This is a genomic window from Nostoc sp. (assembly GCF_036917435.1).
Taxonomy (GTDB): domain Bacteria; phylum Cyanobacteriota; class Cyanobacteriia; order Cyanobacteriales; family Nostocaceae; genus Nostoc.
Window position 1 is genome coordinate 57,076 of record NZ_JBALDM010000058.1, and the last position, 15,682, is coordinate 72,757.

The following is a 15,682-nucleotide window of genomic DNA, read 5'->3' on the forward strand; positions in this document are numbered from 1 at the left end:
GCCGCCATAATATTACCTATTTATTCTTCTCTTTCTTCCTTTGTGTGCTTTGCGTCCTTTGCGGTTCGTTAAAAAATTAAGTTCTTCAAGTACGATATGAAGTACGACTTATGCAAGACCGATTCAAATGGACACAGATGGAATTATCTGTGTCCATTCATGGTTTAGTTATTTATTCAGCTTAGGAAAGATTCTGGAAGTAAGCCTCTAACGCTTCAGTCACTAACTGAGTCATCGGCTTACCTTCGCTTTGCGCCACTTCCTTCAACTTGCTATAAACCTCTTCTTTCAAGTTCACCCGATGGCGTGATTTATTTGCACCATTGGCTGCTTGGGGTTCGTAGGTGCTAGCAAATTCGCGGATGGCATCAAAACCAACGCGATCGCAAAAATCACCGAAGCTTTCCTTAGATTTCCGAGATTTCTTAAAGTAAACAAAAATCGGCTCTAAGAAGCTTTCTAAATCATTATGGTGCAGTTTTTCTGTGTAAGGTTGTGCCAATCGAGTCTGATTTGGCGAACCCCCTAACCATAATTGGTAAGATTCTGGAGCGCTACCGACAAAAGCCAATTCTGCCAAGTAGGGACGAGCGCAACCATTAGGGCATCCAGTCATCCTTACCACAAAATGTTCTTTTTGTAAACCTAATTTATCTAAGAGAGCGCGAATTCGCTCCAAAATACCTGGTATTGCCCGTTCTGATTCTGTAATTGCCAAACCGCAAGTGGGCAAAGCCGGACAAGCCATTGCATACCGTACTAAGGGTTCGATTTTACTGGGGTCATCTCCAACACCATGACGGCTGAGAATGTCTTGAATCGCTTCCTTGCTATCTGGTTCGATATCGTAAAAAATCAGGTTGTGGTTGGATGTCAGGCGGATGGGTAAGTTGAACTGTTCGACAATTTCCCGCAAGGCGGTTTTCAGTTGAAACGAACCTTCATCCTTGACTCGACCATTGTCAATGGAAATTCCTAAAAATAGTTTGCCATCACCTTGTTCATTCCAGCCGAGGAAGTCGTGAAATTTAAAGTCTGGCAGTGGTTTGAAGGCTTCGAGGGGTTTACCGAAATATTCTTCAACTTGGGTGCGGAATTTATCTACACCCCAATCGTTGATTAGATATTTTAATCTGGCGTGACGACGATCGGTGCGATCGCCATAATCTCTTTGGGTAGCAACAATCGCTTTCACTACATTGTAAACATCATCCTTCGCCACATAACCGATGGGGTCTGCTAACCTAGCGAAAGTTTCTTCTTTCCCGTGTGTCCGTCCTAAGCCACCACCAGCAAAAATATTAAATCCTTCTAATTGTTTCTTTTTATTGGTAATTACTACCAAAGTCAGGTCTTGGGAATACAAATCCACCGAATTATCCTCTGGCACCGTCACGCAAATTTTGAACTTGCGAGGCATATAGTGAGTGCCATAAATCGGTTCTTCGTTGTCATGAACAATTGTGCCATTGCCATTGCGTTGTCGTGCCGCCTTCACCTCTGGGTCTTCTTCTGCACTAATTGCCTTTTCCCCATCTAGCCAAATTTCGTAATAAGCACCGCTTTGTGGTGATAGCAAGTCAGCAATATTCTGGGCATACTCCCAAGCATACTGATACTCCGGGCGATTCTTAAAGGGGGCTGGTGGTGCCATCACGTTGCGGTTGATGTCACCGCAAGCTCCCAAAGTCGAACCCAAATTGTTGACAATTGTGGCAATTGCTGCTTTCAGATTCTTCTTTAAAATACCGTGCAGTTGAAAACCTTGACGGGTAGTTGCTCGTAACGTGTGGTTGCCATACTCATCAGCGATTTTATCTAAAGCCAGATATAGCTGCGGCGGTACTAAACCACCAGGATTTTTTGTCCTCAGCATAAACTGGTAATCTTTTTCCTGTCCCTTGGTGCGGTTGTCACGGTTATCCTGCTGATAAGAACCGTGAAACTTCAAAAGCTGCACCGCATTTTCGGTAAAATGGGTAGTATCTTCAAGGATCTCAGTTGCTACAGGTTCACGCAAAAAATTACTATTTTCCTTGATTCCTTCTACTTTGGAAGGCTTACGGCTAGCGATTGGGGAAGGAGCAGATTTAACCATTAGACTTGTATAGTATTCTCAATAAAGCATTACGTAGACACCGAATCAGCACCTTTCGGCTACTTTATCCCCGGTAATCCGGCCGGAATAATGAGGAATGATCTAATTTTACCACGGCAAAAGCCGGCTTTGTCAGTGATGTAACACTTAACAAAACCAGCTTTTGCAAGTAGTGAATTTTTAGTGCTAAGTCCTGAGTACTTAAATAAAGTATAGAGTGACTGAGGACTCAATAATTTTTTATTTGAAGCGATAGCCAAGTCCACCATTTATGGTGACAGCAGAAGCATCGCTATTTTGGTAAGCACCAATTCCTACTTTAGCGTTAGTGTAGACGAGGAAATTGTTAGCAACTTCCGATTCAACACCAGCACCTACCACTACGGAATCTTTGTTACCTATAGGAGTTGGTGAGCCATCTTTTTCTACAAAAGAATAACCACCAGTTAAATAGGCATTAGTTCTATTAGCAATAGGCACATCCACAGAAAGTTCTGGGATAATAGCACTTGTTTTATCACTCCAAAGAACATTACCGCGTGCAGAAAAAGGTGTAGTTCCTAATTTTAAGCGACCTGTAATATTACCACCAAATGTAGCAGCATTATTGATGCCTTGTCCGCCGCTTGTAACGCCAGCTGCAACACCAGCACCAATATAACTAGCGGTCAGTACCCTTTTTGGTTTCAGCAGAAGCTTGACCATCTAATAGAACAAAAGGAGCAACTAATAAGGAAGACAATGTAGAAATTGTGATGAAAGACTTGAGCAAATGTTTCATATTTTTTAGCAAATTTTGTATTTTTTACTTGTATATTAATAGTCGAAAATCGTATAGTAATGTTCCAAATATTTCTATAATTCTATTAAATGGATGTTGCTATTGATGCATAAAATTAGTAGGCTAACTATCCTTTGAAATCATAAATAAGCTGTTATAATTACATTCAATGTCTTTTTATCTCGGTTCTTTGTTCCAAAAATAGACGCTTTTACAACTGGCACAATATTTGGAACTAAAACTATGTCGGAATAGTGAAAATAAAGTACTCAATTAACAATTTGTTGCCGAGCTTTTCACAGATGATGAAAAATTCGCTGTAGCATCTGTTGCAACAAGCTATAGAGGGAATCTATAAAGTTAATTTTGAGCAAGTTATCGTGGAGATTGAATAATGCTAACCGGTACAAAAACGTTGTCTGGTTTGATGGGTTTATGTGTCGGTGATGCGTTGGGTGTGCCGGTGGAGTTTACTAGCCGTGCTGAACGAGTAAAATCTCCAGTGACAACGATGCAGGGTTATGGCACATGGAATCAACCACCGGGAACTTGGTCAGATGATAGTTCGTTAAGCTTTTGCTTGGCGGAATGCCTTTGTCGGGGGTATTCGTTGGATGCCATAGCTAATTCCTTCTGGCGCTGGTACAAGGAGGCTTACTGGACTCCTCGCGGCGATGTCTTTGATATTGGTCAAACTACCCACACAGCAATTATGCGTCTGAAACAGGGAGTTGTTCCCCATCAGGCGGGCGGAAAGGTTGAAAATACTAATGGCAATGGTTCGTTGATGAGAATCTTGCCAATGGCTTATTGTCACCGAAACTTAACTTTAGGCGAATTGCTGGCGCGAGTGCATGATGTTTCAGCGATTACTCATGCTCATCCGCGATCGCAAATGGCTTGTGGAATTTATATTAGTATTGCAGTGGCGCTCTTAGAAGGTGCTGACCCGCAAACAGCTTATTTACAAGCATTGCAAGATATCCAAACAATATATTCTGTCCGAGAATTTTTGTTAGAGAAGCCGCATTTTCGCAGAATTTTCAGTGGTGAAATTGCCAAGATACCAGTGGAAGAGATTAATTCTGGTGGCTATGTAATTGATACCTTGGAATCGTCCCTGTGGTGTTTATTAAATAGCTCGTCTTATTCGGAAGCAGTACTGAAAGCTGTCAACTTAGGCGGAGATGCCGATACTACTGCTGCTGTCACTGGTGGATTAGCGGGAATTTATTACGGGGTGGAAACTATTCCCCAAAAATGGATGAACCAAATTGCCCGTAGACAGGACATTGTTTACTTAGCAGAGCGTTTTACAAGGGCTGTTTACAGTTGAAGGGACAGGGGACAGGGGACTGGGTACTGGGGACTAGAAACACAAGGAGAATAACCAATGCCCAATGCCCCATGCCCCATGCCCAATGCCCAATGCCCCATGCCCAATGCCCCATATTCTTAAACCGTAGACAAAGAATAAACCTGACCATCAATCAACAGTCGTGTAATGCCCTTAGCTTGGAGATGAATCCGAGCCTTATGGAGCATTTTACTATCAGGAACTTTAATCACGCGATCGCGCTTTGTAGAAAAACGCTTGGCGACGCGATGGTTATCAAACACCGGTAGAGTTCTTTGCTGAGTTTCCAGGCTGGGAATTTGCCCCAAATCACCAAAGTCCTTCAGGGGTCGGGTAATTAATTCTGAAGAACGGTCAATTACCAAATAGCAAGTTTTTGGCAAATTGGCTATTGACAGAGGTAAAACTTGAACTGATGCTTCGCCTGGTCTTCTTTTTGTGACTAACGGTCTTTCATCATCCAGGTCATCGTCATCAAAGTCTTCTTCCTCAAAATCGTCATCATCTAAATCATCATCATCTAAATCGTCCAAATCCTCCGATTCGTCTAGCAAATCTTCGCCTAGCATCTGCGCGATGACAGCCGCTCCTGGATGTTTCTCCTTTAACGGTGGAATGGAGATACTCACTATTTCCGGCGGCTTCTGCTCTGGAGTTTCTAGTTTCTCTGTGACTCTGAGCTTCGGTTTTTCCGCCGCCGAGGGGCGACGGCGCACCCGTCTACTAGCGGCGAGCGACTCTGCCGTTTCCTCTGAGTACGGTTCTTGCTCTACATGAATTACCCGACGTGGTAATGGCTCAACCTTTGCCACTTCTAAGGGTTGGCTCTCGATCGGTGGAACTTCTATCTCCGGCTCCGGTTCCGGTTGAGTTAGCAGAGGTAATTGCTCGTAGCTCACCTGCGCCCTGCCTTCAGGAGTTCTCGCAGCCCGTTTTAAAGAGACTAAATATTCATACTCATCCTCTGGCAAAGTGCTTTTGAGCAGACGACTAATTGTCGAGTTACTCACACCATAGCGTTCTGCCAAAGTTGATGTTGTTTCGGCAGTCTCTCGATATAACTTAAGAATTTCTTGCTTGTCAGAGTCTGTTAGTTTTCTCACGGTAGATACCAAAAATCTTTACTAAGCTCGTTTACGTCCGGTGGTACGCCGCGTTCGTCTTAATGATGCGTCATATTCTAAGACAGCGCCCATACCAAATAACACTCCACTAAACACCCAAAATACTTCTAATACTTCCCCACTTTGATAGTTAGGGCCTTGGGCGTATTTAAACCACATATCTGCAATGTAAAGCGAAAAGGCCGCGGCTGCAATCATTCGCCAAGACTGGGAAACTCTTCCTCCCCAGAAGGCTAACAGCAGAGTGGTAGCAATAATTAACAGAACCACATCGCTAACTACGTAAAACCAATTCAAAATAGCGACTAGCAGTTCTGAGGGTGTTCCCTGCTGCATAGAAATCCACCATGCCAACAAACTACCGAACACTGCAATTGCTAACACAATTAGCCATTGCCATTTTTCCAGATTGATTCGCCTGGAAGCCACAGCTAAAATCATGCCTGCGCCAAGTAATAGATAGGTCAGTACAAAAAATATATCGCCTACAGACACATCCGGTTCATTTTTTAAAACTATTTCGGTATATCCGAAAATTATCCCCCCAACGAAATAAGAAAGCATACCTAAGCCAATTAACAGCCAAACATTTCGCCCACTGACGATTTGCGGACTCAGCCAGTTCCTCAAGCATAAGATACTAGCACCCAAATAAGCTAAAGCTTCAAAAATATTTGTACCAATCACATACCATTCGGCCCGGGTTTCTATGCCATTTGCTCCGGGAACTTTGGCACTAAACAACAAAAAGTATAGCAGTGCCAGTACAGCCCAGCCAATATTAGCTAAGACAATGTTCTGAGTATTGAAAATTGATTTAGAAAGGAACGAATTCTCGTAAGAATTATTCATAGGACTTGACTTATGTAGATGCACTCTGGCAGTATTTTGAGTTAAAGGACTCTATATCTAGCAGTATGTCTGCCAAATAATACACAATCAGACACAAAAAGCAAGTGCCAGTGGACTGAGTTTTGTTGGGATTTTCCATGCTACTGCCACAATTTACCTAGTGGCGATTGATTTAGCCAGTTAATAAACAGCGAACGCTCGGCTTCTGGCATATCTTCTAGCTTATAAATCACTTGTTTGGTAAAATTGGCGTTGCCAAAATACGCCTTTCCTAATCGATGCAGTTCTTGTAACAAGATAACTACATGATTTTCTTGCCAATCAGGTATTTTGGCGGTCGGCAAAGGAGTAGTAGACACCAAATATTTAACTGCTTCAAGGGAAGATGCTTGAGGAAATTGTTTCTGTTTTAATACCTCCGCAATATCTTTTTCAAATAATGCAGCTTGCCTAGCACCCAAAAATTCTTCAATATCGATAGACACACCTTGCAATAGCAAAATACTGGCTTGGATTAAAATCGCCGTTTTGCCATGACCACCTGTGTCACCATCCAGCTGCTCTAAACGGATTTTACCCCAGACGCTAAAGCGTTCTGGTTCCTCTAGTAAAACACAGGCTTTACCACGGTTATCCGTTAATTCTCTCCACAAGGCTCTAGCCTCTTCTTCTTGACTAGCTTTGAAAACACTAATCAAACGAAAAGTCTGCCCTTGATAATTGAGGATCGGCACCTGCTGATCCTTTTTTGGGTGCTGAATGCTTGATATTTCAACATCCTGCCGTTTGAGAATAAACATGGCACTAGCAAATAACTCCTCACAGGGGCACTCTTAATATGGAATATATAATGGCATTTGGCAGTATCGCCAAGGCTGAAATTACCTAGCTTACTGTGAAAATCGGCCTAGCGATCGCCAGATCCTTCCCGAAGGTATCCGTCCAGAGGGTGTTAGCGTTAACAGGCAAATAACCCCTTGACAACTGAATATATCTAAACCAGTACCCCATCTGTTTCGTTTTTAGTGTAAATTGACTAGCTAGCGACTAGCATCTTAGCCTTGTTAGTAGGAAATCTGCAATTTTTGATTGCTTCTTGGTACGCAAAAACGATATAATAGTTTAGATGACTCCTTTGGGAGCCATTAATTTATGTTGGGCGCGTAGCTCAGTGGATAGAGCCACGGATTTCTAATCCGTTGGCCGCAGGTTCGAGCCCTGCCGCGCCCGTTTTTACCTAATACGAACCCTGAAAAAGCCTTTTCATGGTAATGTGGCAAATAGGCTTGAGAGTTCATATAAATGCACCACACAAAAGATAAGGGTGATCTAGCAGCTGCTAAAGTGATAGCAGATTTAGTCGAGAAAGAATATTCAGTTTTTGTACCAGTAGTAACTGAACACGCCCCCTTTGATTTAATTGCCTACAAAGATGGCAAATGCTACAGAATTCAAGCTAAATACAGTTGCGACGGCACAGTGAAAAATAAAACCAATTGGGCAGACAAGAATGGTTGTCATGAGAAAAAGTACAAATCTGATGACTTTGATTTCTATGGCCTTTATTTGCCAGATATAAATCAAGTAGTATATCCATCAATCAAGTTTGGCGGTTGCGGTATCAGGACAATGCCACCTAATTCACCTACACCCTTTTACTGGTGGGAAGATTTTATAGATTTAACTGAAGCAGCATCTAAGCGAACCTACAAGGAGTTTGGCGTTGATTTAACAACCAGAAAGGTTAACCCAGACTCTAGAATTCATACCAGAAAAGTAGAAAGACCATTGAAAGAAGAACTAGAAAAAATGGTGTGGGAAAAACCGACAGCACAAATTGGTAGAGATTTTGGTGTGTCTGATAAGGCTGTAGAAAAATGGTGTAAAGCTTATGGAATAGACAAGCCACCTAGAGGGTATTGGATGAAAAAAGCTTATGAAAACATTATAAAAAATGATTAGCTAGCATTAGAATATTCCACATTTAAATTCCAGAATTAGGGCGGGTAAGATTCCCACCCTATAAAAATTTGATTTAATTCGATTATGCAATTCAGATGTTTTTCAGATTACCCAACTTAATTCTGTTTCGATGAATTGTTGTTGTTCATCGTAATTATGCTCTTGAAGCGAGGTTAGCTACAGTAAAAAGTTTTTTTGACTATTGACTAGTGACTAATGACTCTTTTGGAGTATTAATCAGCGCTAGCTCAATTGTATCTTCAGATGGCTGCGTTATTTGAACCTCCAATCCGGGGCCAAAATAGGTTGTCATTTTTTCCTGCTTTTTTTGCCATACATCAAGTGGTATTAGCGGTGAATCAAATTCTAAAATTAAGGCATAATTGCCATTAACTTCTACTTCTCGCAACCCCGTGACTGTTGGCCGTTCCTCGTCAGTGGGACTCAAACCTAGAAAAGAAAGGGTTGTATCTAGATGAGCATCTTGACCATAACAATATCGGGTGATGTCTTTAAGAATTTTATTTTGAGTATCAGTTGCTTGCTGTTGGCGCAATATCAATGCTGACGGTGATGTAGTTTGGGTAAAGGGTACTGGCTTGAGTTCATTAGCTTTCAGTGCCAGCCCTCCCAACAATAGAGGAATCCCGTAAAAAAATCCGACAAGATTAAGTGTGGCATTATTGCCAGCATAGGCGACGAAACCAATGATGGTTAATATGCCGCCGACAGTTAAACCGAGTGTTCCTAAAGAGATTTTACCTAGCATGAGCTTAAATTAATATCAGTTTTGAATACCCTTAATACAATTTCCCAAAATTTTGGCAACAAATGAATTGGTTGTAGTGACGTAATGCTTAAGCCACTACCAACGTACCTGTAGCAGCAATTTTGCAAAAAGGTATCAGTCTTATTATCATCGGCTATTAGTAACAAATTAGGGAAGAGGATTAATTAAGACTTACGCATTGACATTTTACCTCACGCCTCATTCCCCTCCCCGATGCTTTGGGGAGGGGAGGTTTTGCGTTAGCAAAGCCGGGGTGAAGTGATGCGGATATTGATAGGAAGTCAGTGAACTCAAGATCGTTTCTTCACGAGGGTTTCAGGTTAAGTTGACACCTGTGGGCAGTGCCGTGCCCCTACGGGTGTATCTCACTCAACCGAGAACCGCTATATCTATACTGCTGAAGACTTGATGTGATATTTAATTAGGTTTACCTACTTAGTGCCCCAGAATGTTTGATTTTAAGTTAACTTAAAACTTAAAGGTAGTTAAAGATAGGAAAAAATAATGGATTTACAGACTATAAAAGAACGGATTGTCGCAGTTAAAAGTAAACGCGATTACCTGTTAGGCTTACTAGAGAAACCAAACCTGGGAACTTTAAGAGTTGACGTAAATCAGGCTTTGGAAGAACTGGATGAATTAATTGATGAATTTAAACGTACCATTCCGGTAGAGTAGAAATTATCAAAAATTGCGTCGGTCTAACCCTAAATTTCCGGCTCTACCGACGCTCCTTAGTGCTATGGTGTCTTTAAAACCCCAAAATTGGACTAAGCCTAAGTTGGCGAAGCAACGTAGCTCTATTATTTATCCTGCAACTGAACCATTTTCTCCACGCTGACCTAATTGCCTAACTAAGGCTATCAGTTCACTCGTGGGTACATCTTTCTTGCAAACGTCATCAAAGCTAGACATTGCCTTTGCTCCCTGAAAATTTACGTCTTCCACTGAGGAGTAAGCAAGGATTTGGGTATTTGGAGATATAGCTTTAATGTGACTAGACGCACTCCAGCCATCCATGACGGGCATCTGTAAATCTAGAACAATCACATCAGGATGGCAACGTTTAACCATTTCTATAGCTTCTTCACCATTACTGGCTAAACCTACTACTTGAATATTTTCCTGGCAAGAAAAAATTAGTTGTAAGGTTAAACGAGTCAGTTCGTGGTCATCAACTACTAGAACACGCAAGGTAGAAAGCTCACAGGATAACATTAACATCGAGGGGAAAGACAAATTTATTTAGGACAACCCCTCTACCTTATGCTAACAAGTACCAACACTGAATCTATCCAATGGTTGAATAACTTGTGTGAACAGATGACAAACAAGTTAGGAACAAGAATTAAATAACATACAGTTTATGTCCCTAGCTTACCTCACCTTCAATCCCTCTCCTTATAAAGGAGAGGGATCGTGAGACAGGATGAAGTTTTGGATTTTATTTAATCCAGGTTCCTTAGATAACTTCTCGAAAAATTAAAGTTTTCTAAAAGTTACTAAGTTGAGCTAGTTGTCAAGGTCGAACGAACTAATTATTTAATCAATTAAGTTTGAGGCTACGCCAGTTGACCGTAATGCCATATTCATGATAATTTTTTGTGAATTAGCTTCTGGAGAATCATCATAAGGATGGCGTTGAATGTAGTTGCCATCAGCTTGTAATTCCCAAGCTTGGCGATTATCTGCAAGCATAATTCCCATGATTTCTTGTAAATCCTTGGCAATATCAGGGTCTTTTATTGGGGTAATTACTTCGACTCGCCGATCTAGGTTGCGGCGCATCCAGTCGGCACTGCCGATAAAGATTTCCTCTTGGGTATTGTTATGAAAATAATAAATGCGAGAGTGTTCTAAAAAGCGACCGACGATGCTGATAATGCGAATATTTTCACTAATGTCTTTGAGTCCAGGACGCAAACAACAAACACCCCTGATAATTAAGTCGATTTGCACTCCGGCACGGGAAGCTTCATATAAAGTAGCGATAATTTCTGGATCGACTAGGGAATTCATTTTGGCAACAATGCGTCCAGAAAATCCCTTTTGAACATTTTCGATTTCGCGGTGAATTAGTGCCAAAAAGCGATCGCGCATATTCACTGGTGCAACCAGCAACTCTCGATAAGACTTTTGCAGGGAGTATCCTGTCAAGAAATTAAATAAATCTGTGATGTCAGCACCTAATTCTTCACGACAACTAAACAATCCCAAATCTGTATACAGCCGTGCTGTTTTGGGGTTATAGTTACCAGTGCCAATATGCACGTAGCGACGTATCCGGTCTTTTTCACGCCGTACCACCATGACGGTTTTACTGTGGGTTTTTAGCCCTACTAAACCATAGACTACATGCACGCCAACTCTTTCTAGTCGTTTTGCCCAGTAAATATTATTTTCCTCATCAAATCGCGCCTTTAATTCCACCAGTACAGATACCTGCTTATCATTTTCGGCTGCGGCAATTAGGGCGTTGACGATGGGCGAGTCGCCAGAAGTCCGGTAAAGTGTCATCTTGATGGCTAACACATTGGGATCGTAGGCGGCATGGGTGATAAAGCGCACCACTGTTTCCGAAAAAGATTGATAAGGATGGTGTACTAGTAAATCTTTTTCCCGAATCACAGCAAAAAAGTCTTTTCCTTCGTCCGTCTCCAGTGCTTCTGGATCTAAACTCGGTTCCCTCAGCCTTTGCAAGCGTAATGGGACAACAGATTGGCGTGGTGGATCTTTGAGTTCCGGTAGTGGTAATGCCATAAAAGACATCAAATCTCGCAGTCCTAAAAGACCATCTACTTCGTAGAGATCGTTTTCTGTTAATTCTAAATCGTGCAATAATCGCGATCGCACTATTTCAGGAGTCTGGGATTGAATTTCTAGCCGGACTGGACTCCCACCTAGCCGTCGTTTTCGTAATTCCTGTTCAATGGCTAACAGCAAATCATCTGCTTCATCTTCTTCTAAGATCAAATCAGCATCACGGGTAATGCGGAACGGATGATATTCTTGAATATTCATCCCTGGAAATAGAGATTCTAAGTTATGTGCGATCGCTTGTTCTAAAGGTACTCCAGTCCAGTGAGCAGGTTTGTCGTTATTTTGCTCTCTTAACTCAGGCGGTATCGGTAAAAATCGTGGGAGAACACTGGGGACTTTAACTCTGGCAAATAATTCTTCTTCTGTATCTGGGTTCTTAACCACAACAGCCAGATTCAGACTGAGATTAGAAATAAAAGGAAAGGGATGACTAGGATCGACAGCCAAAGGTGTCAAAACTGGAAATACTTGTTCCTCAAAATAGCTATTTAGATGAGTTCGTTGTTTTTGATTCAAATCTATGTAATTCAGAATATGAATGCCATGATTTGCTAATAGGGGACGAAGTATTTCCTCAAAATGTTGATGCTCTTTCTTCACATAAGGAGTCAGGGTAGACCTAATATCGTCTAGCTGTTGTTGTGGTGTCCGACCATCGGGAGTTAACAAGCTGACTTTGGCCTCTACTTGTTGCTTTAAACCAGCAACCCGCACCATGAAAAACTCATCCAAATTAGAGTTAAATATTCCCAAAAACTTGAGGCGTTCCAGAAGAGGCGTGCGATCGTCACAGGCTTCATGTAACACCCTGGCATTAAATTCTAGCCAGCTTAACTCCCGGTTAAGATAATATTGTGGATCGTTTAAATTGATAGGGGTAGAGCTTTTTTTAGATTTTGCCATAACGATCTTAGGGTAGCCAGATGTAGCCCATACAGATGGAGAACAATACATATAGTAAATTAAATCGGGCATCCAAGTGAAGCGGTTTGTCCCTAGTTGTCGCTTTTAGAAAAATCTTAAAAACTATTTTTCTTGAGTTTCTTTTTTCTCCTGAGTTTCCTTAGCGGCTGCGGCAATCGGTAATTGCAGATTTTGATCGTAGACGAACTCTTTACTAATTGCTACTTCCAATTTTGGTAAAGTATTGCTGTTGGCGATACCATCTTGAACAGGAACGCGCAATGTATAGTTACCAATAGGAACAGCATCTAGACGGTAAAGACCAAATTCGTCGGTAACAGATGATACTACTCGTTTGCCTTGAGCATCAACTAATTCTACTTCCACATTTGGTATTGCCTGACCTGACACATCAGTAATTTTGCCTGCCATACCATATTCTAATCTAGCGGGGAAATCTAAGCGCGTCACAGCAGAGTTGGCTACTTCGGCAACTATAGTAGTTTTTGGCAGTGAAAGTTCTACAGGTAGCTGTTCTGGTTCAAGTTGAACAAGATAAACTCCTTCTGGCAAATTACCCACGAAGAAATTACCTTGGGAGTCAGTTCTCGCTGAACTAATAATCTGGTTACGCTTATTTAATACCTGAATCATAGATCCACTTAAGTCAAAGCTTTTTCTTCCTCCTTCTACGACAATTTGCCCAGCAATTCCACCGCGCTCTTTACCAATAGAGGTATAGTTAGACGGAGTCATTCTGCCGCCAGCAAAAGATAAATCTGATACTAATGATATTGTCAGGCGATCATCACCAATGCCGTCTAGAAATTTTGTGGTTCTGGAGGGAATGCCTTGATATTCAACTCTAGCAAATAGACCTGGAATTATTTCCATATTAGCGCCCACAATTGGCCCAACTTCTCCATTACTATAGGCTATCCCTAAGCGCCAACTGAGACCAGTGAGATTACGAGCACTACGATTCACTGTCAAAGTGTAACGACTAGCCAGATCGCCTCCAAATTCAGTTCCGAAGGATAGTTGGAATTCTCGGTTCAAGTTATAGCTAAAATCTGTTGTGTAAACATTACCAAAAGTATTAAATGACAGCCTACTTTGTGGTGAAGTTTGATAGAAGGCATTGAATAAATAACGCCCTTGAAAATCTGGTCTACCGCTTAAAGATAAGTTTGAAAAAGGGCGTAATGAAAAGGTAGGCAAAATGTAACTAGCTGCATTATTCTGATCCTGGCGGCTGCGGGCAACAACTCCCAGATTGAAACTGTTACTTAACTTATATTTAAATTCCAGACTATGATTGAAGCGATCGCGTGATTGATCGCTATATAAATATCCCGATGGATATAACTCAGAATTCCCGAAAATTTGAAAGCGGTCTAACTGAAAATCTAAATCTGCCGTATAGCCGAGTTCACCACGAGAAGTTCCAACACTAGCAGCTAATATTGCCGGAGATGCCAATCGCCAAATAAAACCTGCTTGTGCTTGTGTTGTATCAGGCAATACTTGTACTGCCCCTTCTAATGTTAAATCATTGGAGAGACCTTGACGCACTTGATAAAATGCAGCAAGCTTACCTGAATATTGGGAAGTATTATTATCAAATAAAGCATCTTGGATAAAGTTTCCTGTCAACCCTACACCTGCTAGCTGAATATTTCCACCAGATGGTAGTAGTAATTCAGAAGTATTAAACCTCAGAGAACGAATTTCTCTTGGCGCATTCGGGTTGTTACGGTCAAATACCAAAAGTTCAATATCATTGCTTTGTCCAGGAGGCAAATTGATATCAAGAAATTCGTATTCTCCACTTAATCCTACCTGCTGTTGGGCAATTACAATGCCACTAACTCTTAACTGAACAAAACTTGCCGGCGGAACTATACCCCTAAATGTTTGTAGAGGTTGGGAACGCCTGGGTAAAAGCTCATTCGCACCGTAACTGCTGGTATTAAATCTATCTGCCGGCAGATTAGTATAACCAAATTGCGCTCCAGTTAAATTAATGCCTGTTAGTAGGGGATGTAAACCAATTTGTTGCCGACCTATTTGATAGAGAGTTTGACCTGTGCGCTTAAAGAAAAAGTATTCAGTAACATCAGGTTTATTGACAAAATTGTTATCTAGCCGAACTCGCCACGCTCCACCTGCTAAACGTCCTCCTAATAGAGTAGAACTACGCAAGCTTGTATCTCCAGAATTGTTGGTGAGCTGTAGTTCTTCCCGAAGATTTGACAATCCATTGCTAGGAGGTCGAACTTCTGGTAGAAGGTCAGCCGCTGGAGAATTAGGTGTTCTGCTAGTTCTTCGCCAAGGTAAGTCAACAACCAAAGCTAAATCTGTAGAGTTTAACTGAATATTTGTAGCTAATTTTTCTCGCAACAAGGTATCGCTGATATAGGTGATACCGTTGATTTGCTTAAGTTCATCTGAAGTGAGCCTAACAACTCCTGCGGGTGTCTTAAGCTGCGTTTTTTCGCCGATGGTTTCAACAGTAAACCCAGCAATTTTGGCAAAGTTTAATAAGGGAAGTAATAAAGTATTCCCCTCTTGGAGAACATCTAAACTACCAACTTCCCGTTCGTTGATAATTACACCAAGTAATAAATTTTTTGCTTCTGCTAGAAAATTTTCGGTGGCAGTATTAGGAACAGGATTACTTGTGTTTACTAAGTCTGGCGAGGTTTTTATAGGGTTACTGGTGGCAGACCCTTGAGAAGGTACTGGCACTACTATACTTTGAGCTACTACTTGTTTATCTACTTGTGCTTGAGTGCAAGAGGGCTGCAAATTATTTGGGGAAAATTCAGCTGGTAAGGTTTCTGGTGGAGCAATAGTTGCGATCGCTGCTGCAATTCTCTTATTTTCCTTAGTGGCACTACTATCTAGTGGTGGTTTACAAGATAGATTCTCAGACTGTACAATTGTTAATGTTGGGGGAGATGTTGGAGTTTGGTAGAGCATACTTAGCAAT

General features: G+C 41.5%; 12 protein-coding genes, 1 tRNA gene and 1 pseudogene. 4 read left to right on the top strand and 10 right to left on the bottom strand.

What is annotated here, in order from left to right; all coding sequences use genetic code 11:
- Positions 1-181: 181 nt before the first annotated feature.
- Entirely contained in the window at positions 182-2,098 is a 1,917-nt protein-coding gene (gene sir / locus V7K98_RS27645) for a sulfite reductase, ferredoxin dependent (RefSeq protein ID WP_335027823.1), read from the bottom strand.
- A 240-nt stretch (positions 2,099-2,338) separates the two neighbouring features.
- Positions 2,339-2,879 (bottom strand): annotated as a pseudogene (locus V7K98_RS27650) (hypothetical protein).
- Positions 2,880-3,273: 394 nt separating this feature from the next.
- On the opposite strand from V7K98_RS27650, the gene V7K98_RS27655 reads away from it, so the two are divergent.
- Positions 3,274-4,215, top strand: a complete 942-nt coding sequence (locus tag V7K98_RS27655; RefSeq protein WP_335027825.1) for an ADP-ribosylglycohydrolase family protein — start codon at positions 3,274-3,276, stop codon at positions 4,213-4,215.
- A gap of 119 nt (positions 4,216-4,334) precedes the next feature.
- Here the strand turns inward: V7K98_RS27655 and V7K98_RS27660 are convergent, their stop codons facing one another.
- The 4 genes from V7K98_RS27660 to V7K98_RS27675 all read right to left on the bottom strand — a co-directional run bounded on the left by V7K98_RS27660 (position 4,335) and on the right by V7K98_RS27675 (position 7,223).
- Positions 4,335-5,339 (bottom strand): transposase, encoded by a 1,005-nt coding sequence (locus V7K98_RS27660; RefSeq protein WP_335027827.1) that lies wholly within the window; start codon positions 5,337-5,339, stop codon positions 4,335-4,337.
- A 21-nt stretch (positions 5,340-5,360) separates the two neighbouring features.
- Positions 5,361-6,212 carry a hypothetical protein gene (locus tag V7K98_RS27665; RefSeq protein ID WP_335027829.1) on the bottom strand — a complete coding sequence of 284 codons (852 nt, stop codon included), beginning with the start codon at positions 6,210-6,212 and terminating at the stop codon, positions 5,361-5,363.
- Positions 6,213-6,352: 140 nt separating this feature from the next.
- On the bottom strand, positions 6,353-7,012 hold the full coding sequence (locus V7K98_RS27670) for an Npun_F0813 family protein (RefSeq protein ID WP_335027831.1): 660 nt from the start codon (positions 7,010-7,012) through the stop codon (positions 6,353-6,355).
- A gap of 85 nt (positions 7,013-7,097) precedes the next feature.
- Positions 7,098-7,223 carry a hypothetical protein gene (locus V7K98_RS27675; RefSeq protein WP_335027833.1) on the bottom strand — a complete coding sequence of 42 codons (126 nt, stop codon included), beginning with the start codon at positions 7,221-7,223 and terminating at the stop codon, positions 7,098-7,100.
- A 146-nt stretch (positions 7,224-7,369) separates the two neighbouring features.
- Here V7K98_RS27675 and V7K98_RS27680 point away from each other — a divergent pair.
- Both V7K98_RS27680 and V7K98_RS27685 read left to right on the top strand, forming a co-directional pair.
- Positions 7,370-7,442 (top strand) — tRNA-Arg (locus V7K98_RS27680).
- A 72-nt stretch (positions 7,443-7,514) separates the two neighbouring features.
- Complete coding sequence (locus tag V7K98_RS27685; protein WP_335027835.1) at positions 7,515-8,174, top strand: group I intron-associated PD-(D/E)XK endonuclease; 660 nt, start codon at positions 7,515-7,517, stop codon at positions 8,172-8,174.
- 199 nt (positions 8,175-8,373) lie between these two features.
- Here V7K98_RS27685 and V7K98_RS27690 read toward each other — a convergent pair whose 3' ends face one another.
- Positions 8,374-8,943, bottom strand: coding sequence for a DUF2854 domain-containing protein (locus V7K98_RS27690; protein ID WP_335027837.1), 570 nt, complete (start codon positions 8,941-8,943; stop codon positions 8,374-8,376).
- A 525-nt stretch (positions 8,944-9,468) separates the two neighbouring features.
- On the opposite strand from V7K98_RS27690, the gene V7K98_RS27695 reads away from it, so the two are divergent.
- Positions 9,469-9,642, top strand: a complete 174-nt coding sequence (locus V7K98_RS27695) for a hypothetical protein (RefSeq protein ID WP_335027839.1) — start codon at positions 9,469-9,471, stop codon at positions 9,640-9,642.
- Positions 9,643-9,771: 129 nt separating this feature from the next.
- On the opposite strand, the gene V7K98_RS27700 is transcribed toward V7K98_RS27695, so the two are convergent.
- The 3 genes from V7K98_RS27700 to V7K98_RS27710 form a co-directional block, all read right to left on the bottom strand.
- Positions 9,772-10,188 (bottom strand): response regulator, encoded by a 417-nt coding sequence (locus V7K98_RS27700; protein ID WP_335027841.1) that lies wholly within the window; start codon positions 10,186-10,188, stop codon positions 9,772-9,774.
- A gap of 318 nt (positions 10,189-10,506) precedes the next feature.
- Positions 10,507-12,687: a polyphosphate kinase 1 gene (ppk1, locus tag V7K98_RS27705; protein ID WP_335027843.1), complete on the bottom strand. Its 2,181-nt coding sequence runs from the start codon at positions 12,685-12,687 to the stop codon at positions 10,507-10,509.
- A 123-nt stretch (positions 12,688-12,810) separates the two neighbouring features.
- Positions 12,811-15,672, bottom strand: a complete 2,862-nt coding sequence (locus V7K98_RS27710) for a carboxypeptidase regulatory-like domain-containing protein (RefSeq protein ID WP_335027845.1) — start codon at positions 15,670-15,672, stop codon at positions 12,811-12,813.
- Between the last annotated feature and the right edge of the window lie 10 nt (positions 15,673-15,682).